Annotated in this window: 18 protein-coding genes; 11 read left to right on the top strand and 7 right to left on the bottom strand. The window is 59.1% G+C overall.

The genetic code is table 11. The features are described 5' to 3' along the window. Position 1: 1 nt before the first annotated feature. The 3 genes from ACIQJ2_RS06885 to ACIQJ2_RS06875 are packed head-to-tail and all read right to left on the bottom strand — an operon-like array spanning position 2 to position 3,585. Complete coding sequence (locus ACIQJ2_RS06885; protein WP_400668697.1) at positions 2-1,201, bottom strand: M20 aminoacylase family protein; 1,200 nt, start codon at positions 1,199-1,201, stop codon at positions 2-4. A 16-nt stretch (positions 1,202-1,217) separates the two neighbouring features. Continuing rightward, a complete protein-coding gene (locus tag ACIQJ2_RS06880; RefSeq protein ID WP_400668102.1) occupies positions 1,218-2,567 on the bottom strand; it encodes an LLM class flavin-dependent oxidoreductase in 1,350 nt (449 codons plus the stop codon). A gap of 25 nt (positions 2,568-2,592) precedes the next feature. Beyond that, the gene (locus ACIQJ2_RS06875; protein WP_400668694.1) at positions 2,593-3,585 is read right to left on the bottom strand and encodes an MsnO8 family LLM class oxidoreductase; all 993 of its coding nucleotides are present in this window, start codon (positions 3,583-3,585) and stop codon (positions 2,593-2,595) included. Between the two features lie 454 nt (positions 3,586-4,039). Between ACIQJ2_RS06875 and ACIQJ2_RS06870 the strand changes: the two genes are divergently transcribed. From ACIQJ2_RS06870 to ACIQJ2_RS06840, 7 genes are all read left to right on the top strand, one after another. Next, on the top strand, positions 4,040-4,729 hold the full coding sequence (locus ACIQJ2_RS06870) for a CDP-diacylglycerol diphosphatase (RefSeq protein WP_400668099.1): 690 nt from the start codon (positions 4,040-4,042) through the stop codon (positions 4,727-4,729). Positions 4,730-5,051: 322 nt separating this feature from the next. Further along, complete coding sequence (gene tauA / locus ACIQJ2_RS06865) at positions 5,052-6,065, top strand: taurine ABC transporter substrate-binding protein (RefSeq protein ID WP_400668097.1); 1,014 nt, start codon at positions 5,052-5,054, stop codon at positions 6,063-6,065. A gap of 54 nt (positions 6,066-6,119) precedes the next feature. Next, positions 6,120-6,908, top strand: a complete 789-nt coding sequence (locus tag ACIQJ2_RS06860) for a taurine ABC transporter ATP-binding protein (RefSeq protein ID WP_400668094.1) — start codon at positions 6,120-6,122, stop codon at positions 6,906-6,908. Further along, the gene (locus ACIQJ2_RS06855) at positions 6,905-7,759 is read left to right on the top strand and encodes an ABC transporter permease subunit (protein ID WP_400668092.1); all 855 of its coding nucleotides are present in this window, start codon (positions 6,905-6,907) and stop codon (positions 7,757-7,759) included. The genes ACIQJ2_RS06860 and ACIQJ2_RS06855 overlap by 4 nt, the downstream gene beginning before the upstream one ends. A gap of 66 nt (positions 7,760-7,825) precedes the next feature. Further along, complete coding sequence (locus ACIQJ2_RS06850) at positions 7,826-8,896, top strand: LLM class flavin-dependent oxidoreductase (RefSeq protein WP_199144273.1); 1,071 nt, start codon at positions 7,826-7,828, stop codon at positions 8,894-8,896. Between the two features lie 110 nt (positions 8,897-9,006). Further along, positions 9,007-9,648, top strand: coding sequence for a DUF47 family protein (locus ACIQJ2_RS06845; RefSeq protein ID WP_400668089.1), 642 nt, complete (start codon positions 9,007-9,009; stop codon positions 9,646-9,648). Continuing rightward, complete coding sequence (locus ACIQJ2_RS06840; protein WP_199144194.1) at positions 9,648-10,652, top strand: inorganic phosphate transporter; 1,005 nt, start codon at positions 9,648-9,650, stop codon at positions 10,650-10,652. Before ACIQJ2_RS06845 ends, ACIQJ2_RS06840 begins: the two co-directional genes overlap by 1 nt. A gap of 112 nt (positions 10,653-10,764) precedes the next feature. Here ACIQJ2_RS06840 and ACIQJ2_RS06835 read toward each other — a convergent pair whose 3' ends face one another. Continuing rightward, the gene (locus tag ACIQJ2_RS06835) at positions 10,765-12,699 is read right to left on the bottom strand and encodes a methyl-accepting chemotaxis protein (protein WP_400668086.1); all 1,935 of its coding nucleotides are present in this window, start codon (positions 12,697-12,699) and stop codon (positions 10,765-10,767) included. A 564-nt stretch (positions 12,700-13,263) separates the two neighbouring features. Between ACIQJ2_RS06835 and ACIQJ2_RS06830 the strand changes: the two genes are divergently transcribed. The 4 genes from ACIQJ2_RS06830 (at position 13,264) to ACIQJ2_RS06815 (ending at position 17,730) form a co-directional block, all read left to right on the top strand. Next, positions 13,264-14,574 carry an Nramp family divalent metal transporter gene (locus ACIQJ2_RS06830; RefSeq protein ID WP_400668083.1) on the top strand — a complete coding sequence of 437 codons (1,311 nt, stop codon included), beginning with the start codon at positions 13,264-13,266 and terminating at the stop codon, positions 14,572-14,574. A 108-nt stretch (positions 14,575-14,682) separates the two neighbouring features. Continuing rightward, positions 14,683-15,132, top strand: coding sequence for a manganese-binding transcriptional regulator MntR (gene mntR, locus ACIQJ2_RS06825; RefSeq protein ID WP_199144200.1), 450 nt, complete (start codon positions 14,683-14,685; stop codon positions 15,130-15,132). A 200-nt stretch (positions 15,133-15,332) separates the two neighbouring features. Next, positions 15,333-16,799: a diguanylate cyclase domain-containing protein gene (locus ACIQJ2_RS06820; RefSeq protein ID WP_400746471.1), complete on the top strand. Its 1,467-nt coding sequence runs from the start codon at positions 15,333-15,335 to the stop codon at positions 16,797-16,799. A 121-nt stretch (positions 16,800-16,920) separates the two neighbouring features. After that, positions 16,921-17,730: a mechanosensitive ion channel family protein gene (locus ACIQJ2_RS06815; protein WP_400668076.1), complete on the top strand. Its 810-nt coding sequence runs from the start codon at positions 16,921-16,923 to the stop codon at positions 17,728-17,730. Positions 17,731-17,780: 50 nt separating this feature from the next. Here ACIQJ2_RS06815 and ACIQJ2_RS06810 read toward each other — a convergent pair whose 3' ends face one another. From ACIQJ2_RS06810 to ACIQJ2_RS06800, 3 genes are all read right to left on the bottom strand, one after another. Next, on the bottom strand, positions 17,781-18,437 hold the full coding sequence (locus ACIQJ2_RS06810) for a hypothetical protein (protein ID WP_400668073.1): 657 nt from the start codon (positions 18,435-18,437) through the stop codon (positions 17,781-17,783). Between the two features lie 341 nt (positions 18,438-18,778). Further along, complete coding sequence (locus ACIQJ2_RS06805; RefSeq protein ID WP_400668070.1) at positions 18,779-19,870, bottom strand: LLM class flavin-dependent oxidoreductase; 1,092 nt, start codon at positions 19,868-19,870, stop codon at positions 18,779-18,781. A gap of 225 nt (positions 19,871-20,095) precedes the next feature. After that, positions 20,096-21,007, bottom strand: coding sequence for a LysR family transcriptional regulator (locus ACIQJ2_RS06800; protein ID WP_199144217.1), 912 nt, complete (start codon positions 21,005-21,007; stop codon positions 20,096-20,098). Between the last annotated feature and the right edge of the window lie 46 nt (positions 21,008-21,053).

Raw genomic sequence — 21,053 nt, 5'->3', positions numbered from 1 at the left:
GTCACCTCTTGTCATCAGCGAGGAAAGTTTCGGCGAGCCGCACCCAGTAGCGGGCAGCGGGCGCGATGATGGCGTCGTTGAAATTGTATTGGGCGCTGTGCAGCGGCGCGCTGTCGCCATTGCCGACGAAGAGATAGCTGCCGGGCTTCGCCTCCAGCATGAAGGCGAAATCCTCGCTGGCCGTACGCGGACGAAAATCCGCAGCCAGAGCTGCAGGTCCGAGCGCGTGCACGGCAACGTTCCTGGCGAAATCCGTTTCGTCCGCGTGATTGACCAGCGCCGGAAAACCGAGGCGATAATTGACTTCCGCCATCGCTCCGAAGCTTTCGGCCTGCGCCCGGGCAAGCGCCGGGATGCGCTCCTGAAGCTTTGCGCGCACGCCTTCGCTGAAGGCCCGCATGGTGAGCTTCATCTCGACGCTTTCCGGAATGACGTTCGATGCGGAGCCTGCGTGAATGGATCCCACAGTCGCAACCGCCATGTCCTGCGGATCGATATTGCGTGAGACCACGCTTTGAAGCGCGGTGATGAAGGCAGCCGAGGCCAGCACCGGGTCCACCGCCCGATGTGGCTCGGCGCCGTGACCGCCCTTGCCCACGATCTTGACGACCGCCTGGTCGACCGACGCCATGGCGGGCCCGACGACAAAGCCGAATTGGCCCGTCGGCACTCCCGGCCAATTGTGCAGGCCGAAGACGGCATCGACCGGAAAGCGCTCGAAAAGACCTTCCGACAGCATCTTGCGAGCGCCGGCGCCTATCTCTTCCGCAGGCTGAAAAATCAGCCGAAGCGTGCCGCTGAAATTGCCGCTTTCGGCGAGATAGCGGGCGGCGGCGAGCAGGATGGACGTGTGCCCGTCATGGCCACAGGCGTGCATGACGCCGGGATTGCTGCTCTCGTAGTCGAGCCCCGTCGCCTCCTCAATGGGCAGCGCATCCATGTCGGCACGAATGCCGACGCTGCGCTGCCCATCGCCCCGCCTGAGGGTCGCGACAACGCCGGTTCCCGCAATACCTGTTGCAACCTCATAACCCCAGTCGGCAAGAAGTGAGGCCACTTTCTTGGAAGTGCGATGTTCCTGAAAGGCGAGCTCGGGATACTGATGCAGGTCATGCCTCAGCGCGATGATCTCGTCGAGATAGGTGGCAATCCCTTGTTCGACGGGGTCGTTGACCAAGGCTGGTTTGACGATGGCGTTCATGGTGATCTGTCCCGGCTCAGGCGCCAACGGCCTTTGCGGGTTCGGCATGCTCTACATCCGCGGCATAGCGGCTTTCGCGGAATGGCAAGCCAAGGTGATCGCGTAGCGTATCGCCCTTCAGCACGGGATCGAAATAACCCCGGCTGGTCAGGATCGGCAGGACATATTTGGCGAAATCGTCGAAGCCTTCGCCGATCACCGGGAAACCAAGAATGAATCCATCGGCCCCCTCCTGATCGACCCAGCGAACAATCTCGTCCGCGATATGTTCGGCCGTTCCGATGAAAGAGGTGCGGGGCGTCGCTGCGTCGAGCGCGACTTCCCGTAGCGTAAGTCCCTTCTCCTGGGCCGTCTTCTTGATGCGATCGGTGGTGGCGCGGAAATTGTTTCGGCCGATATCGCCGAGATCGGGAAACTGCTCGTCCAGCGGATAGACACTGAAATCATGATGATCGAAGAAGCGGCCGAGATAAGCGAGTGCCTCCTCGATCGTGACGAGATCGCGGATCTTTCGATGCTTGGCGTCCGCTTCTTCCTGCGTCGCGCCGACGATCGGGCCAATGCCCGGGAAGATGCCGACATCGGCCGCACTGCGTCCATGCGCGATCGCGCTCTGCTTCACCTGCTTATAGAAAACCTTGGCGTCATCGAGCGGCCCGCCATTGGTGAAGACGGCGTCGGCATGCTTGCCGGCGAGCCGGATGCCGGAATCGGAGGCACCGGCCTGGAACACCACCGGCTGGCCTTGCTTGGAACGGCCGATATTAAGGGGTCCTTCGATACGGAAGAAACGCCCCTTGTGGTTCAGGCGATGCAGCTTGGTCTTGTCGGCATACACTCCCGCTTCACGGTCGCGCACGAAGGCATCGTCATCCCAGGAATCCCACAGGCCCTTGGTGGCATCGAGATATTCGTCGGCGATCTCATAGCGCAGCTCGTGTTCGGGATGTTCGCGGCTGTAGTTGCGGCCGGATCCTTCGAGTGGTGAAGTCACCGCATTCCAGCCGGCGCGGCCACCACTAATGAGATCCAGCGAAGCGAACTGGCGAGCAATGGTGAACGGGTCGCTATAGGAGGTCGAAACCGTGCCGACCAGGCCAAGCTTCGTTGTATAGGCGGCAAGTGCCGAAAGGATCGTCAGCGGCTCGAACCGGTTCAGGAAATGCGGGATCGACTGTTCATTGATGTAGAGACCGTCGGCGACGAAGGCGAAGGCGATACCGGCCTCCTCCGCTTTGCGAGCCGTCTTGACGAAAAAGTTGAGATTGGTGCTGGCATCGGCCGGGACGCTCGGATGCTTCCAGGCGTTCATATGGCCGCCTGGGCCCTGCAGCATGATACCGAAAGTGACGTGTTTCTGAGCCATGATTGATCCTCCTGGGACAGGCCGTTCAGGCAACGAGGGAAAGGCGTTCTTTGGCGAGCAGTTCAATCGAGGCGAGCCGCTCGGCCGCCGTCAGCGCCGGCGTGTCGAGCACGAACTCCTCGACGCCGTAGCTGCGATGCAGCGCGTCGAGTTCGTCGCGAATTTGGGCGGCCGTGCCGTGCAAGACGCTCGGCACCTTCTCTTCGGTGCGGTAATCCGTGACGCCGGCCTGACGGGCGAACTCCGCCGCCTGCTCCTGGGTGCCGACATTGACGCTCTGACCGTTGGGCAGGAAGAGCTTGACGATACGAAGCTGACCGACGCGCTCGCGGGCATGGGTCTCGCTTTCGGCAGCGAAGGCTGCGAGCGCCAGGATCGGAACCTTGCCGCCCGTCGCGCGTCCGTAAGCTTCGAAGGTCTTGCGCAGATTTTCCGGATCGCCATTCAGATGACCGGCGAAGACCAGCGTCCAGCCCTTGTCCGCGGCAAGCTCTGCGCTCTCGACGCTGGCGCCGAGGAGGAAGCGCTCCGCTGCGCGAGGGGGAAACGGCGTCGCCAGGGCACCTTCGGATCGCGGATCGGCAGCGAGATAGCCATTCAGGTCGGAAAGCTGTTCAGCAAAGCTCGGCTTCTTTTCCGGATCGATGGCGACTTGCAGCGCCCGCGTCGACAACGGAAAGCCGCCGGGCGCCTTGCCGACCCCGAGATCGATGCGGCCGGGCGCGAGCGAAGCCAGCAGATTGAAGGCTTCGGCAACCTTATAGGCGCTGTAGTGCTGCAACATGACGCCGCCCGAGCCGATACGGATCTTCGACGTTCTGGCGATGAGATAGGCAATCAGCACTTCCGGTGCCGAACTTGCGAGGTTCGCCATATTGTGATGCTCGGCGACCCAGAAGCGATGATAGCCAAGTTCTTCGGCTCTGACGGCCAATCGAGCGGTGACGCCGAGAGCATCGGTGGCGCTAAGCCCCTGCTCAATAGGGCTTTTGTCGAGAAGGCTGAGGAGATAGGACATGCCGGTTCGTTTCATCCATATTGCCTCGATGCCGACCATCAAAGCTATAATCTATAAAAAGCATAGATTTTAAGGAATTTAAGAAACGGCTTTCTCTTTCTTCCATCCAATGCGAAAAAAATAAGCATTTCATCATATGATGGCGAAGCGGCCACGGCATGACGCGTGATTGCGAGCGAACCGACAACCTGTGCTTTAAAAATGCCACAAGCGTTCGTTAGCCGATTTGCCGGACAGGGGTTCTGAAGCTATCAAGATTCCGCCAGCCGCAATGGAGATCCCCGCCCGATATCAGCGTCCACAGCTCTTCTGCGTCTATCGCAAAGGAATTAAGATAGGCTATGATGTGCGACAGATCGCTGGAAATGATTGGCTTGTCAGCAGAGATACGAAATCACGCATGAAATATCGTCCTGTTGTTCTTATTAGCTTTCTCGCTGTAGCAGTCATCGTCATGAGTTCCTTCGTCAGCCGCTCGGCTCTGGGGCTGGTTGTCAGAACCTGCGAGATCAACTCCGCGCTGACGGGATCGCCCTACCCGTGCCTCAAAGTCGTTCAGGCACAGGACCCGTTGTCGTCCTACGCAGTATTGCGGGAACCGACAGACAAGGAGAGAACAATCCTTGCGCCGCTGGCTGATGTGCCCGGTATCGAAGACCCTCGCCTTCTGACGGCAGAGGCGCCAAACTATTTTGATGACGCGTGGCGGGAGCAATCGACCGGCACCGGCCTGCGCACGGAAAAGGTTTCGACGCAGCGCTTTGCGCTGGCGATAAACGCCGCCAATTGGCGTACGCAGGATCGGCTCCATATCCATATGGGGTGCGAAACGCCGCGCTTTCGCGCGCTCCTGAAGACGCATGCGGCAGATATCGGAAGCGACCGATTTACAAACCTGAAGACCAAAGCCGGCTGGTGGGCACTCTTTCACCAGGCCGATGACCTCACAAATCTGAACCCGTTGAAGCTCGTCGCAGACGGCTTGGAAGGCGCCCGCTCCGACATGGAGAACGTTGTCGTTGGCGTCTTCGGCGCGACATCCCCGGAGGGTCAGCGCGGCTTTTATATTCTGGCAAGAATAATGGGAGAAAACAAATCCCGCGGATCTGCAGAGGACATGATCGATCCGAAGTGCCAGCTCTAATGTCCGGCAAGCCGTCACGATTTTTCTGACCTGTGCAGGCAGAATGAATGCGAGAAAGTCAGGGGCTCGCCCCTGCTGAAGCAGAGCGCCTGAAAGAGGTCCTGCGCCACCTCCAAGCAAGTATCCAACTTTCGTTCCTGCTGACGCCTCTTGCTTCGAAATGCGTTGACTCCGCCGTGGGCGTCAATTTAGACAAACCATTCCCCTTATAGTCTATAAAAATAGTTTGTTATTTCTATCGATCACCCCGCTCCTTTCGCTAGGCTTTATCCATTGAAGTCAGGGAACCGCCGGAAATTGACACCCGGCAAAGGGGACAGATATGAAATTCAAGCAATTCGTCGCCGCGGCTGCGTTCGGTCTCGCGAGCATCTCGATGGCGATCTCCGCAAACGCGGCCGATAAAAAGGTCGTCGTCGGCTATCAGACCGATGCATTGCCATCCTCCGTCGCCATCGCCAATGGCGATTTCGTCAAGGAGACCGGCTATAAGATCGACTTCCGCAAGTTCAACTCGGGAGCAGAGATCTTCGCCGCCATCGCATCGGGCGATGTCCAGATCGGCTATGTCGGCTCGAGCCCGTTTGCAGCGGCCGCATCGCGCGGCCTCGAAGTCAAAGCTTTCTACCTGTCGTCCATCTCCGGTATCGATGAAGCGCTCGTGGTGCGCAACGGTTCGGGCATCAACACGCTCGCTGACCTCAAGGGCAAGAAGCTGGCGGCAGCGCCCGTTTCGACAGACCACTACCAGTTGCTCGCGCTTATCAAGTCGCTCGGCCTCACCGAAAAGGACGTGCAGGTCTTCGCCATCCCGCAGCCAGAAATCGTCGCCAGCTACAATCGCGGCGATATCGACGGCGGCTTCGTCTGGGATCCGGCACTGAGCGAACTGAAGAAAGGCGGCAAGGTGCTCGTCACCTCAAAGGACGTCGCCGACAAGGGTGCACCAACCTTCTCCGCTTGGGTGGCAACCTCGAAATTCGCGGCCGACAACCCACAGTTCCTGAAGGCGTATGCCTCTGTCATCAACAAATACTATGCCTCTTTCGCCGCGGACAAGGCGGCCTGGGGACCGGACAGCGATAACGCAAAGTCTCTTGCCAAGCTGCTCGGCGGCACGGCGGATCAGCAGGCGGCGGCGCTCAAGAACCTTACGCTCCTGACACCCGACGTGCAGGCATCGGCCGATTGGCTCGGTGGCGGCGAAAAATCAGGAGCGGCAAAGATCCTGAAGGACACGGCAACCTTCCTGAAGGGCCAAGGCAAAGTCTCTGATGTCCTGCCGAACTACGGCGCCTTCGTCACGGCCGACGCACTCGTAACTGCGAGCAACTGATCCCTCTGACGCCGGCGCGCCTGCCGCGCCGGCGTCGAACCTTCGAGAAAAGACATGCTTCAAGTCGATCACGCCAGTGTATTCTTCGCAGCGCGCGACGGGAGAACCGTTCATGCGCTCGATCGCGTCTCCTTCAACATTCCCGAACGCGGCATTGTCGTCGCCCTGGGAGCGTCGGGTTGCGGCAAATCAACATTGCTCAATGCGATCGCCGGCTTCCTGCCACTCTCGGAGGGGACCATCACCCTGTATGGCAGGCCGGTCTCAGGCCCCGGTTCCGATCGTGGCGTGGTTTTCCAGAAAGACTCGTTACTGCCGTGGAAGTCGGTCCTCGACAATGTCTCGCTCGGTCTGCAATTTGCAGGTCTAGGGCGGCGGGAACGGCACGAGCGTGCTTCGGAGCTGCTCCGCCTCGTCGGCCTGACTGACTTTGCAAACGCATCGCCCTATGAACTCTCGGGCGGAATGCGCCAGCGTGTTGGCATCGCCCGCGCATTGGCGACCGACCCGGACATCCTGCTCATGGACGAGCCCTTCGGCGCGCTCGACAGCCTGACGAGGGAACAGATGCAGGAACTGCTCGTCTCCATCTGGGCCAGAACCAACAAGCGGATCTTCTTCATAACCCACTCGATCGAAGAGGCCCTGTTTCTGGGCACCGAGGTGCTGGTGATGTCACCGCGACCTGGCCGCGTCGTCGCCCGCTTCAATCTCGATTTCGTGCATCTCCTCGCTGCCAGCGGCGACGCCAGATCGATCCTGACCTCTCCCGAATTTGCCGAACTCAGAGAGGAAATTCGCGCACTCCTGCACAATGCAGACAACATCAGGAGCGCGGCATGACCGACATTTCTGGAACGCGTCCCGTTATCGCCCGTTCGCCGGAAGCAAAGGCTAAGCTTGTTCGCATGCCGGGCTTCGGCGTCGGCTCCAAGCCGACGATCGCCATCAGCTTCGCAACCGGGGCCGCCTTCCTCGGTCTGTGGTGGCTGGTCTCGAAACTTGGCCTGGTTTCCCACCTCTTTCTACCAAGACCCGATGAAGTCTTGACGCAAATCGGTGTCGTCTATCGCGACGGTTATGCCGGCGCCTCGCTCTCAGAACACATAGTCGCCAGTCTGTTTCGCATCGTCGTTGCCGCAGCGATCGCAATCGTGGTCGGTATTCCCGTCGGCCTGTTGATGGGCCTCAGTCGTTGGGCAAAGGGAATTCTCGACACGCCCATCGAATTCTACTGGCCGCTGCCTCCGCTTTCGTACCTGCCGCTGATGATCATCTGGCTCGGCATTGGTGAAACCTCGAAGATCACGCTCCTGGTGCTCGCCATGTTTGCGCCTATCTGCCTGTCCGCTCAGGCGGGCGTCCGCTCGCTACCTCTTGAGCGTGTCAATGCGGCGCGTTCGCTTGGCGCAAGCCGGCTGCAGCTCTTCCTTTCCACCGTCCTGCCTTCGGCCTTGCCGGAAATCCTGACCGGCGTGAGGATTGCGTTCGGGATCGGCTGGGGAACGTTGGTCGCAGCCGAACTCATCGCCTCAACCCGCGGCATCGGCTTCATGATCATGTCGGCATCGCAATTCCTGGCAACCGACGTCGTCTTCGTCGGCATCGGCATCATCGCGATCTGCGCCTTTGCCTTCACAGCGGCAATCCGCATTCTCGAGGCAGTTCTCGTTCCCTGGAAGGGGAAACTCTGAGCGCAGGACGCACAGGCGTCGCCAATCTCGGTCGCGGCGGGAATTTCCCATCCAATGCAGGCAGGCATGGTCATGAGCAGCGAATTCCTCTGGTACATTCCCAACGACACGAAACCCGGCCATCGCGGCGATTCCGCCGTCGAAAATCACAATAGCCTGGAGACACTGACGAGCCATGCCAGAGCGCTGGAAGAGCATGGGTGGAAAGGCGCCCTGATCGGCACGGGTTGGGGACGGCCTGATACCTTCACCGTTGCCGCTGCCCTTGCCGCCAGGACGACGAGCTTCGAGCCATTGATCGCCATCCGCCCAGGTTACTGGCGGCCCGCACAATTCGCATCCGCGGCTGCCACCCTGGATCAGTTGAGCGGCGGCCGGGTGCGGGTCAACATCGTATCGGGCAAGGACAATCTATCCGCTTATGGTGACAGCGAGGGCGATCAGGCGCATCGGTACGACCGTACCCGGGAATTCATGCGACTGGTTCGCAGGCTCTGGACCGAGGAAAGCGTTACCTATGAAGGCGAACATTTCCGCGTTGCTCAATCGACGGCGGCGCCTCGGATCCAGGCTCGCGGCGAGCGCCGACACCCCAAGCTCTATTTCGGCGGCGCTTCGCAAGCTGCGGAGAGCGTCGCCGCCACCGAGGCCGACGTCCAGCTCTTCTGGGGCGAGCCGCTTGATGATATCGGGGAGCGGATCGAGCGCTTGACGTCTCTAAGCAAGGCGCTGGATCGCGATCTCGCTCCACTCGAATTCGGCTTGCGCATCACCACGCTCGTACGCGAAACCAGCGCACGGGCATGGGCAGATGCAGAAGCAAAAGTCGCAAGAATGGCCGAGGACAATGGAGCAGGCTGGCACGACCATCGCCAGTCGATAGCCGTCGGTCAGAGACGCCTGTTCGATCTCAATGCACGCGGCGATGTGCTCGACGACAATCTCTACACCGCACCAGGCAAATTCGGCGGCGGCGGGGCCGGAACGACGTGGCTGGTCGGATCCGCAGAAGAGGTTGCCGGCTCCCTGCGCAAATACCGCGAACTGGGTATCACGCATTTCGTCCTCTCGGATACGCCCTATCTCACGGAAATCAGGCGACAGGGGGATCAGCTATTGCCCCTTCTGCGCGATTGATAGACGGAAAAGACCTTCGCTATACCCACAGAACATCGCGAGCACGCGGCTTTCCAAGCCGCGCTCCGTCAATTATGACGGTTTCATGACAATGAATGCATGGAGCTTTGATGTTAGGCTGGTTTCGCAAACTCATGCCGCGCGAGGATCGCTTTTTCGATCTCTTCGCGCAGCACTCGCGCACGATCGTCGGCGCCGCTGAAGCCCTGAACGAACTTTTGGCCGGCAAGGACATCGACGCGAAAGGTCGACGGATCGTCGAGCTCGAAAATCAGGCAGACGGCATCACGCGCGACGTGCTGCTTGCCGTGCGCCGGAGCTTCATCACGCCTTTCGACCGCGGCGACATCAAGGACCTCATCATGTCCATGGATGACGCCATCGACATGATGCACAAGACCGTGAAAACCATACGGCTTTTCGAGCAGAAGAGTTTCGACCCCGGCATGCAGCAGATGGGCGAAGTGATCGTCAAGGCAGCCCATCTGGTCGCCGAGGCCGTTCCCCTCCTCGATCGCATCGGGCCGAATGCCTCAAGACTGGCCAACCTCACGGAAGAGATCGTCAAGGTGGAAGGCCGCGCCGACGAACTCCATGACCAGGGGCTGAAGGATCTGTTCCGCAATTACGGCGCCTCCAATGCTATGGCCTTTATCATCGGCAGCGAGATCTACGGCGAACTGGAAAAGGTGGTCGACCGCTTCGAGGACGTCGCCAACGAGATCAACGGCATCGTGCTCGAGAGCGTCTGATGGAGGCCACCCTCGCCTTTCCCTTGCTGGTGGGGATCATCGCCACCGCCTTGTTCTTTGACTTTCTGAACGGGCTTCACGATGCGGCGAATTCCATCGCCACCATCGTGTCGACCCGCGTCCTGCGGCCGCAATATGCTGTGCTGTGGGCGGCGTTTTTCAACTTCATTGCCTTCATGTTCTTCGGGCTGCACGTAGCTGAAACACTCGGAACAGGCATCATCGATCCCAGCATCGTCGATGCTTCGGTCATCTTTGCCGCGTTGCTGGGGGCGATCGTCTGGAACATCGTCACCTGGATATTCGGCATCCCCTCCAGCTCGTCACATGCGCTGGTCGGCGGGTTGATCGGCGCCGGTCTCGCCAAGGTCGGCGTAAGCTCGATCGTCTGGCTCGGTGTCTTCAAGACAGCCGGCGCGATCGTGATGTCCCCGCTGATCGGATTTGTGCTGGCGCTTTTTCTGGTCCTGATGGTGACGTGGCTGTTCGTGCGGCAGACACCCTTTGCCGTCGACAGCACGTTCCGTATTTTGCAATTCTTCTCCGCGTCGCTCTATTCGCTCGGACACGGCGGCAACGATGCGCAGAAGACCATGGGCATCATCGCTATTCTCCTTTATTCTCAAGGATATGGCGGCAGTTCCTTCCATGTGCCTCTATGGGTCGTGCTTTCCTGCCAGACGGCCATGGCCCTCGGCACGCTGTTTGGCGGATGGCGGATCGTGCACACGATGGGCTCGAAGATCACCCGCCTCAACCCGATGCAAGGCTTCTGCGCGGAGACCGGTGGCGCGCTGACGCTCTTTGCCGCGACCTGGCTTGGCATACCGGTATCCACCACCCATACGATTACCGGCGCCATCATCGGCGTTGGCGCGGCGAGACGCGTATCGGCCGTCCGCTGGGGCATTGCCGGCAATATCGTCATCGCCTGGATTATCACGCTTCCGGCCGCTGCCGGCATTTCTGCCCTTTCCTATTGGGCCATGCAGCTCCTGAAGTGAGCGATAAAAACCGGATTCCTCCGGTTTCACAAAAAAAGATCGCGACCAATTGGTCGCGATCCAGAATAGTAAACTATATCAATGCTCTATTGAGCGCGCCGGATGCGCAGCATCAAAATTCTTCCCACGATGCGGCAGCCGCGGTCGCCGCACTGGAGCCCGAGAAGGCTCCGGTGATCCTTGCTCTCAGGGAGCGGGCCGGCGAAGCAGCAGGGCTCGACTGCTCCGTAACAGCAGCAGGCCGAGCCTGGCTGCGGCCTGTCTGAAGGGCGAACTGCCCAAGCAACTCGTTCAAGGCGGTCACTTCCTTTGCCAGGCTGTAGCTAGCGGCCGTGGATTCCTCCACCATCGCGGCATTCTGCTGTGTTCCCTGATCGATGGTGTTGACGGCGGTGTTGATCTCCTGCAACCCGGTCGCCTGCTCGCGTGCGGCTTCGACGATGGCGCGGACATTGCCGTCGATTTCCTCCACCTCGCGCACGATCTGCTGGAGCGATTGCCCTGTTCTGGTGACTAGATTGACGCCGCTGTCGACCTGCTGGCCCGAAGTCGAAATCAAAGCCTTGATCTCCTTGGCTGCTTTGGCGGAGCGCTGGGCGAGTTCGCGCACCTCCTGGGCGACGACCGCAAACCCCTTGCCGGCTTCGCCCGCACGAGCGGCTTCGACACCGGCATTGAGGGCGAGAAGATTGGTCTGAAATGCAATATCGTCGATGACGCCGATAATGTTGCTGATCTCGCTCGATGACTTCGAGATTGCCTCCATCGCGGCAATGGCCTCGCGCATGACTTCGCCGGACTTCTCGGCGCCGATACGGGCGCGGCCGACCAATGAACTCGCCTCTTCCGCCCGCCGGGTGGAATCCTTGACCGTGGTGGTGATCTCTTCGAGTGCAGCCGCTGTCTCCTCGACGGAGGCTGCCTGCTGCTCGGTACGCTTGGAGAGATCGTCGGCCGCTGAGCGAATCTGGCTGGCACCGGCCGCAATAGCCTGCCCGCCCTGGCCGACTGCCCGCAGCGTCTCCTCAAGCTTCGTCATGGAGGCGTTGAAGTCGGCTCTCAATTGGTCGAGATGAGCAACGAAAGGCTTCTCGATGCGATAGGCCACATTGCCGTTCGAAAGCTCGGCAAGGCCCCCTGCCAGACCGTCAACGGCGAACTGAGTATCTGCGGCATCCTTCGCCTTCTGTGCTTCGCGTTCGAGCCGTTCCTTTTCCGAAAGGCTTCGGCCGGCGGCGGTTTCCTGCTCCAGGCGAATGCGCTCGATGGCATTGTCGCGGAACACCGCGACGGCTGCAGCCATTTGGCCGACTTCGTCGCGACGCCCGATCCCAGAGATCTGCTCGTCGGTGTTGCCATCGGCAAGAGACGCCATGCGGGCGCGCAGCCGTTCGATGGGCGCTGTAATCCCGCGGGCGGACACAAGAATGGCGATCAGGATCGCCCCGGCGATGACGATACCAAGTACTATGAGCGTATCAATGATGGTGCTGGTCGCCCGTTGATCCAGCATATCGCTCTTGGCATCGATATTCGCATTGAAGGTATCCAGCCACTGGCCGACTGCCAGAGCCTCGTCATCTATCAGCGGGTCGGCCTGCTTCAGCAATTTGGTGGCGGTATCGTTATCGTCCACCAGTCCGGCCTTCACCGCCTGATCGGTCAGCGCAATAATGTCATTCGCCTTTGCCGCCAGCCTGTCCACGGCATCCGCCTGGGCAGGTATCAGACGCTTGACGGCGGTAAAGCGGTCGAGCAGGCCTTGTCTATTCTCCTGATAGTTCTTCGAGAACTTCACCATTTCCGGGTCTTTGGTACTGTAGACGAGGATCTGATAGGCGTTGTAGCTCAGTGCCGTCACCCGCTGGCTGGCTCTCGACATCTCCACGGCCGCCGCTTCATCCTTTGAAATGAAGTTCGAGTAGGTGGAAACGCTGTCCCTATATTGGCTGGATACGACGAGAACGCCTGCAATTCCGATCAGGCAGATCGGAATCATTATGGAAAGTACCTTCGTCCTGATTTTGGCATTCTGGAGAAATGACATGATGTGCCTGCTCTTGGTGAAGAGCCTGCAATCGCGTGCACGCCGCAGAGTGCGCCCGCGCCGATGATTGCCTGCTTTGGGATCGGGAGAATCGCAGATGAAGAGCGTCCTGCTCACCGCCGATAGCGCTGCAGACCGACAAAAACATAACAGGCTGATAAAACCGTTAATATAATTAAATGTTACATAAATTTAATTATGAGGAAAATTCAATATTGCAACAATAAAATCTTGCGAATTAAAAATTGCACCGAAGAAAACAACTCAATTTTCACGATACATATCAGAATTAAGCAGAAACAAAACTATACTTTTAGATGCTATTCTTTGAGAGAACAACTCTAGCAGGGATACACATACTGTATTCCGCATCAACCTAAAATCATTCCTTCTATTCGTATCGACAGAACGCCGGAAATCCGATCCGCGCGCCCCGACCATGCATCCCCTCTCCCGTCGCCGAGGCCGAGGCCGAGGCCGAGGATTAGCAGCAACTCTCAATAATGGCTTGTTGACATAAATTTAGCCTGAGCTATATTTTTTACAACGAGCTGGAGAAGCCCCATGACAGACTCGATTGCCCGGCAAACCCTGTCGGAACGTACCGATACGCAGATTCGCGAAGTTTTGGCCGGCAGGCGCCGAGGGTTCAGATCGACCCTTCTTTTCGCAGGCCCGGCGGTTATGGCCTCCATCGCCTATATGGATCCCGGCAATTTCGCGACAAATATCCAGGCAGGCTCCGGCTATGGCTATTCACTGCTATGGGTGGTCTTAGTCGCAAACCTCATTGCCATGCTCTTCCAGGCACTCTCGGCAAAGCTCGGAATCGTCACCGGCCGCAATCTTGCCGAGCTCTGTCGTGACGAGTTCTCGGCTCCCATTCGCTATACAATGTGGGTCATCAGTGAAGTCGCGGCGATGGCGACGGATCTCGCCGAATTCCTGGGCGGTGCGATCGGCCTGTCGCTCCTCTTCCAGATGCCTCTCATCGCCGGCATGGCCGTTACGGCTGTTGTGACCTATGGTGTGTTGCTGATGGAGAAACGCGGCTTTAGACCCATGGAGCTGGTCATCGGTGGCCTCGTTGCCATCATCAGCCTTTGCTATCTCCTTGAGATGTTCATCGCGCCTGTCGCCTGGGGTCAGGCGGCTCTTGGCACGGTCCTACCCTCGATCCCGGATTCTACCGCCCTGACCATCGCGGTCGGCATCATCGGCGCGACTGTCATGCCGCATGCGGTCTATCTGCACTCCGGCCTGACCCAGCACCGCGCTCCGGGGCGAAACGATAGCGAGCGCCGCAAGCTCGTATTCTTTTCCAATTGGGAATGCGTGATAGCGCTCGCCGTCGCTGGTGCCGTGAATATGGCCATGGTGATCATGGCATCGGCCGCCTTCCACTCGGGCCACTCAGACGTCGCAGAGATCGAAACCGCCTATCACACCCTTACGCCCCTGCTCGGTGGAGCGGCGGCAAGCATCTTCCTGATCTCCCTCATGGCCTCCGGCATCTCGTCTTCGGCGGTAGGCACCATGGCCGGGCAAATGATCATGCAAGGCTTCGTCGGCTTCCGTATCCCGGTCTGGCTTCGTCGGCTGGTGACGATGCTGCCGGCGTTCGTGGTCGTCCTCATGGGCGTCAACACCACCGAAGCGCTCGTCTATAGCCAGGTCGTGCTCTCCTTCGCGCTGCCCATTCCGATGATCGCGCTCGTCTTGTTCACCCGAAACCGCGCCATCATGGGCAATTTCGCCAACGGTCGAGTGACCGATATTGCTGCCATCGTGGGCACCATCGTCATTCTCTGCCTGAACGCGATCCTGCTTCTCCAGACGTTCGGCATTCCAATCCCCGGGCTCAGCAACGGTTGATCCCCATATCTGGGGATCTGAGAGCGGAGTTTCATAACGCAGTTGAATTATTTATAGTCGAGGCTAAACGTCATTACACGACTCTTAATCTCATGAGGGCAAGCCGCCTTGACGAAACCACCCGCTACCCCGGAAAGCCGCCTCGCATCCACGGAAGTCGAGACGCATGTCGAGGCCTTTCAGAAAAGCCGCGATGACCGGCGTACGGAGCTCATGGAAGACTACGTCGAGCTGATCGCCGATCTGATAGAACATGCCGGCGAGGCGCGCCAGACGGATATCGCGCAGCGGCTGGGGGTAACTCAGCCCACCGTCGCCAAAATGCTCAAGCGGCTGGCCGAAGAAAACCTGATTACCCAGCGCCCTTACCGCGGCGTTTTCCTGACTGAGGAAGGACATCGTCTGGCTATGGCCACGCGGCGGCGGCATCAGGTCGTGGAAGCCGTCCTCTGCCGCCTGGGCGTCGATCCCGACACCGCGAGAAACGATGCCGAAGGTATCGAACATCACGTCAGCGAGAAAACCCTGGAAGCTTTCGAGCGGTTTCTAAAAGCATGACGGATACAGGCGTGGCCCAAGAGCCATTTTGAGCACAGTTTCAACAAGAATGAATTGAAAATAGTCTTTAAACAACCGCCTGACTTGACCAATCAACCGGTATCAACGCAAGTTTTACAAATATTCGCTAAGCAGCATTTAGCGAACCGCCGGTCCCTGTGTTTTGCATTTCGCCTTTATAACCGGCGTAGGGAATCATGATGAACGCCCAGGATCTTAGTTCCACCGTATTCGATCTCGCCCCCGTTGCCATGTGGCTGGAGGACTTCAGCGGCGTCAAAGAGCAATTGGAACTCTGGCGGAGCGAAGGGGTCACGGATCTGCGCTCCTTCCTGGTTGCGGATCTGCGTCGCGTCGCTACCTGTTCGCAAAAGATCCGCGTCCTCGCCGTCAACGCAAAAGCCCTGGAATTGTTCGAAGCGCCATCTTTCGAGGCGCTGGTTGGCGGACTTTCCAATATCTTCCGCGGCGAGATGCTGCAGAGCCATGTCAACGAGCTGGTGGCGCTATGGGAGGGAAAGACGGAGTTTTCGAGCACGGCGATCAACTACGCGCTGGGTGGTCGCAGACTGGATATCCAGCTGCGCGCCGTCATACTGCCTGGCCACGAGACCTCCTGGGACCGCCTGCTGCTGACCACCGAAGACGTGACGGCGCGCGAGGAAGCACGGCGCGAGGAAGAACGCCTGCGCCGCTACGCCGAGGGAATGTTCGAACATTCGCCGGTATCGCTCTGGGTTGAGGACTTCAGCCGCATCAAGATTTTGCTCGACGACATCCGCAAGCGCGGCATCATCGACTTTCAGGTTTTCCTCGACGTGCATCCGGAATTCGTGCAGCAATGCATGAGCGAGATCAGCGTACTCGACGTCAATCAGGCGACCCTGGATCTGTTCTGCGCGCCGGACCGCCAGACCTTGCACCAGCGGATCGGCGAAGTCTTCCGCAACGACATGGAAAAGCATTTCCGCGGTCAGCTGCTGGAACTTTGGAACGAGCGGCTCTTCCATCAGCGCGAAGTGCTGAATTATGCTCTCGATGGCTCCGAACGGCACGTTTTGCTGCAGTTTTCCGTTTTCCCGGGCCACGAACATGACTGGTCGCTGGTCCAGGTCGCGCTGACGGATATTACCGCGCGCAAGAAGGCCGAGGCCTATCTCGAATATCTCGGCAAGCACGATGTCCTCACCAGGCTCTATAATCGCGCCTTCTACATGGACGAGATCAACAGGTTGGAACGCAAATCCTTGCGGCCGGTCTCCGCCATCATCATCGATCTCAACGGCCTAAAGGAGGCCAATGACGAGAGCGGGCACGATGCTGGCGACTCCCTGCTGCGGCGTATGGGAGAAGTGCTTTCCAGCGTTGTATCCCAGCCAAATCATGCCGCCAGGATCGGCGGCGATGAATTTGCCGTCCTCATGCCGGGAGCCGATGAAATCGCGGCGGCGGCCATGGTGGAAACCATCAACGAACTGCTGAAGATCAACAACCAGTTCTATTCCAGCGCGCCGCTCAGCATTGCCGTCGGGGTGGCCACCAGCCAAGATGGCGAGACCATCGAAGCCACCGTGAAGCGGGCCGATCTTGGAATGTACGAACACAAGAAGGCTCATCATGCCGCGGCGGCCAAGGTGGGTACGCATCAGGCAAAGCATGGCGCCTGACGGCGACGCCCAGCATTTCTGTCCCTGCTAGAGATTGGGCGGCTAGCCGCGAAATAGCCGTCAAGCGGGAACAAAAGCCCGCTGGCTTTCATTTGGCCATGCGGAAACACGGAGTTTTTATATGGAAGATCAAGCGACCAGCGTTGTCACTGCCACCCGCACGGCCCTGGATCAGGCCTCCGCACTTGCAGTTCAATACGGTTTTTCGATCCTCGGTGCGATCATCCTCCTGATCGGTGGCTGGATTCTTGCGGGCGTCGTCAGCCGCGCAGCTTATCGCGTCATCTCGCGCATCCGGGGCATCGACGAAACGCTGGCAAGCTTCTTCCAGAACGTCCTTCACTACAGCCTGCTGATCCTGGTATTCATCACCGTTCTCGGACAGTTTGGTGTCCAGACCGCTTCGATCATCGCCACACTGGGCGCCGCAGGCCTCGCCGTTGGCCTGGCGCTTCAAGGAACCCTTCAGAATATTGCCGCCGGCATCATGTTGCTGGTCCTGCGGCCATTTCGGGTCGGCGAATATATCGAAACGACGAACGTCAAAGGCTACATCAAGGACATCGGTCTCTTTGCGACGGAGATGAGAACCGCTGATGGTCTCTACCTGATGGCACCGAACTCCACGCTTTGGAACACGCCGATCGTCAATCACAGCCGCGAGCCGGATCGCCGCCAAGAACTCTCGATCACCCTCGGAAGCGGTGCCGATATCGAGCTTGCGCGCAAGACTATTCTCGACGTGGTCACATCCGATCAGCGGGTCAAGACGACCCCTGTGCCTGTCGCCTATATAGACGATTTATCCGCCGACCAGACAGTACTGAAGCTCGACTATTGGACTGTTACTTCATCCTGGACATCAGCCCGGCAAGACATCATAGCAAAGCTGCGATCTCAGCTTGCTTCGGCCAACATCCCGATCAAATAGAGGGCAGTCGCGGATCTTTTCGCACCTCGGCCGAAACAGGCGACGGGCCGCTACCATCTCACGCGATAGTCAAGACGCAGATTGCCTGACGGCGTCAATCTCTGCGGATCGGTGAACGAGCCCGAAAAGTTGAGGTTCGGGGCAAGCGGTTGCTGAAACGACACCGTACTGGAGAAGATGCTGCCGACCTGCTTGAGATTGCCGCTCGCCGATAGAGATGTCCCGGTCCACGGAACAGCAACTGTCACCACCTGTGTCGCCGTGACCAAGGTCGGTGCATTCCGCATGCCCGTATAGTTGAGGTTCAACGAGCGGGAGGTGCTCATATCGAGATCTTCGGAGACGATCCAGCCGTGCGAACGCCCGAAGCAGATAGCTCCCGCGCCGTTGACCGTGTCCAACCGCAGCGCCACCTCGCGCCGCGCGGCACCCGAAAAACGGCCTGGACGATCGACTGCCATACCCCAGAACGTCGCGAGCCTGCTGTCGCGCGCGATCGTTCCATTGGTCGTCCCGCCGATGCCAAGATCCATGCCGGCACTGACATCCCACGCCATCGGCAATCGAAAGCCGACAGTGGTCTTGTAGGTTCGCGGCGCAACCTTCACCGGCGACCAGATCATCATGTCGCTGGCATTGGCGGCTTGCGACAGCGGCAGCACGCTTGCAAGAACGCCCAGAAAGGCGCGCTTGGCAACAAAAGCCATTCATAAACCCATTTATCTTTGCCCCGAAAACTGGCATCGGGGCGCATCAAGACAACAGCCGAATACGCCGCTAACGCCGCATCTGGCCTCGGATTGATTTGTTCGGTTAAGCGCCCGAAATCAAAGCGCATCGGAGCCATAGCCCAGGCATCCGATTGAAGGACAAAGCCGCCACAAATCAGGCAGCACCTTCATCCAAAGGATCACATCCACGGCCGCGCTTGTAAACCCCTGAGTTCAGGTTTTTTGCTGCAGCGCACATTTGCCGCCTGTTGCGGCAGCACGGCAATTCGTCGGTGTCCGATGAGCAAACCGCTGCAATCAGCGCGTGGGTCGTCGCATCACTCCACCCGAAGACCGGCTTTCTTCAGAAGCGGGAGTACCCGATCGCAGAAATAGGGAAGCTCTTGCGTGTAATTGACGAACGACAGGGCGATGCCGGCATAGCCCTGCTCGGCGATTGCGATCATCTCGTCCGCAATCCGCTGAGGCGTACCGATCAATGGATAGCTCCCTGCCCCTCCCGCAAAGCGCTGCCGATAGCGATCATAAGCGTCGCGATCATGAGACTGAGAAAACTCCTTCTTGCCGGCCATGTGCTGGTCGACGGCGGCATGATCCGCCATGGTAACGGCATAGCGGGTATAGTAATCCTCCGCCTCCGCCTGCGTTTCGCGGCAGACGACGTGACACACGGTATAGACCCCCACCTGCCTTCCGCTCTTTTCCGCCCGCTCGGCGATATCGGCGACGTGCTTTCCTGCCTCCGCGATCTCCGTGAACGTCGTGAAGAGGTAGTCGCAGTGGCCGGCGGCGAAATCGCGGCCGGGACCGCCGAAGGCTGCATTCATCGTCACGGGCCGCGGCGCCTGCAGGCTTGCCGGCCGGCTGACGGCTTCCTTCAGATTGTAGTAGGTTCCGGCGTAGTCCAGAGGTTCGTCGGAGGCATAGAGCCTTTCGACGATCTCGAGCCATTCCGCCGCCTGGTCATAACCCTTCTCCACCAGCGGCACGCCGAACATGCCGAATTCCTTCGGGTTCCAACCGCAGACGATATTGAGCCCGGCGCGTCCCTGGCTGATGTGATCGACCGTGGCGAGAGATTTGGCTGCATAGAGCGGATGAACAAGCGGCACATGGACCGTCATGAACAGACCGATACGATCGGTCGCCGCGGAAAGGGCTGCGGCCCAGGTGAAAGTCTCGAACGACCATTCCCGCACCCGGTTCTTGCCGCCGAAGCCGCGCCAGCGGGCGATCGGCAGGAAAAATTCGAGACCGGCACGGTCGGCGATCTGGGCCGCCGTCAGATTGTCCTGCCATCCTGCCGTCCAGCGCTCGGGCACATCGGTGATCGCCAGCCCGCCATCGGCATTCGATGAGAACACGCCAAGCTTCAGCCGGTTCGGTCCCTTCAGCGGATGCGTCTTCATGGTGGCTTGCTCCTCCCCGAGTTCACCTTGCACCTGCGCCACATCGAAAATTCAGCAGCACGACAGAGCAATGTGTGACGCCCACAAGAAAGAATTTCAAGCTTAAAATTTATCGATCGATTTCAAGCACGCCGCATATAGATCTCGAGCGGCCTTGCAACACCGACATGCGTAGGCTCAAAAGCGTGAGGCGCGCGAAGTAGATGCGAACGATCGCGGCGCAATTCAGCCTGCCTGCGATCGGGGCGGAACTTCATTCAGGAGCCAGTTCTGAAACAATGTCGCCGTCTCGTTTGTCTGCTTCTTTTCCGGCATGACGATGTAATAGCTGTTCTCTGTCGGCATCGGCAGATCGAACAAGGGTCGAAGAGTGCCGGAGCTCAACTCCTCCTCGATCAGATAGGTGGGCAGAAGCGCCACACCCAGCCCGGACATGGCTGCGGCGATAATCATGGAAAACTGGTCGAAGCGCGCGCCGGGGTAGGCGTTTTCACTCGGCAGATCCTGCAGATCGAACCATTGAGCCCAAAGCTTCGGGCGGGTGGTCAGGTGAAGCAGCGGCGCGTCGGCCAACTCCACCGGCGACTGCAGATCCAGCCGAGCTGCAAGCGCCCGACTGGCAACAGGCAGGACTGTCTCGCTGCAAAGAAAGGTCGCAACAGCGCCGGCCCAGGCCGGCAGCCCGTAGTGGATGGCCAAATCGAAATTGTCCTCGTCGAAATTGAAAGGCTTGGAGCGCGATTCCACGGTAACGGCGACGTCACGATGTTCTTCGAGAAATCTGCCGAGGCGCGGCACCAGCCAGCGAGTGCCGAAGGTCGGTAAAGTCGCCACTTTCAGCGACAGCTTCATCTGCCCAGCCGCAACGGCGCCAATCATCAACCGTTCCGAACGCAGCAGCAGATCCTTGACCTCCGGCAACAGCCGAAGTCCGGCCTCCGAAAGTACGACGCGCTGTCTCACGCGCTCGAAAAGCTTCAAGCCGGTCTGCTGCTCCAGTTCGCTGATCTGACGGCTGACGGCACTTTGCGTCAGATTCAGCTCCTCGGCAGCGCGCGAAAAATTCTGATGGCGCGCTGCGCACTCAAACGCCTGAAGATTGACGATGTCGGGGATAAGGCGTCGACGCATAGTCATTCCATTTCAGCATCAAGTTAGGATTTTCTCTCACAAGACCTCCTCG

Origin of the sequence: Rhizobium sp. NPDC092011 (genome assembly GCF_044756305.1) — a bacterium.
Lineage (GTDB): Bacteria > Pseudomonadota > Alphaproteobacteria > Rhizobiales > Rhizobiaceae > Rhizobium.
The sequence above is the reverse complement of the archived record's forward strand: the minus strand, read 5'-3'. Positions and strand labels throughout refer to the sequence as shown.